Origin of the sequence: Xenorhabdus lircayensis, from assembly GCF_016306625.1 — a bacterium.
Classification (GTDB): Bacteria; Pseudomonadota; Gammaproteobacteria; order Enterobacterales; family Enterobacteriaceae; genus Xenorhabdus; species Xenorhabdus lircayensis.
Genome location: NZ_JACOII010000087.1, coordinates 2,790 through 3,598 on the forward strand (window position 1 = coordinate 2,790; position 809 = coordinate 3,598).

At 63.4% G+C, this 809-nt stretch carries 1 protein-coding gene; it reads left to right on the forward strand.

Translation table 11 applies throughout. The annotated features are described in order from the left end of the window. A partial coding sequence (locus H8A87_RS19290; protein ID WP_198691497.1) for a non-ribosomal peptide synthetase occupies nt 1-809 on the forward strand: 809 nt, incomplete at both ends.

Below are 809 nucleotides of genomic sequence, written 5' to 3' on the forward strand. Positions count from 1 at the left end.
GCCGTCAACGCCACCGCCTGCCCGGTTGACCTGTCACAGGCCCGCCCGAACATTGGCCGCCCGCTGGCCAATACCCAAATTTATCTCCTCGACGCCGGCGGCCAGCCCGTGCCGCTCGGGGTAACGGGGGAGATCCACATCGCCGGGGCGGGCGTCGGGCGGGGCTATTTGAACCGCCCTGAACTGACCGCGGCCCGTTTCCTGCCCGATCCGTTCGCCGCTTCGCCGACAGCCCGCCTGTACAAAACCGGCGATCTGGGGCGCTGGCTCGCGGACGGTCATCTCGAATATCTCGGCCGCAATGACTTTCAGGTCAAACTGCGCGGTTTCCGGATCGAACTGGGCGAAATCGAGGCGCAATTAGTGCAATGCCCCGGGGTGCACGAAGCGGTGGTGATTGCCCGCGGTGACAACGCCGATCAGAAGCGTCTGGTGGCTTATCTGCTCGCCGAACCGAATGCAAAACTTGAGCCGGCAGCGCTGCGCCAACAGCTCGCCCGGCAGCTGGCCGACTATATGATCCCCGGCGCCTTTGTGACGCTCGGCGCCTTCCCGCTGACCCCCAATGGCAAACTCGACCGGCAGGCCCTGCCGGCACCGGATCAGGCGGCGGTTGTGGCACGCGATTATGAAGCCCCTGTCGGTAAGGTGGAAACCGCGTTGGCTGAGATCTGGCAAGCATTATTGGGGCTGGAAAAGGTCGGTCGTTATGACCACTTTTTCGAACTCGGCGGTCATTCACTGATGGTCGTCAGCCTGATTGAACGCCTGCGCAGCCCCGGTCTGGCTCTTGATATCCGTACCGTGTT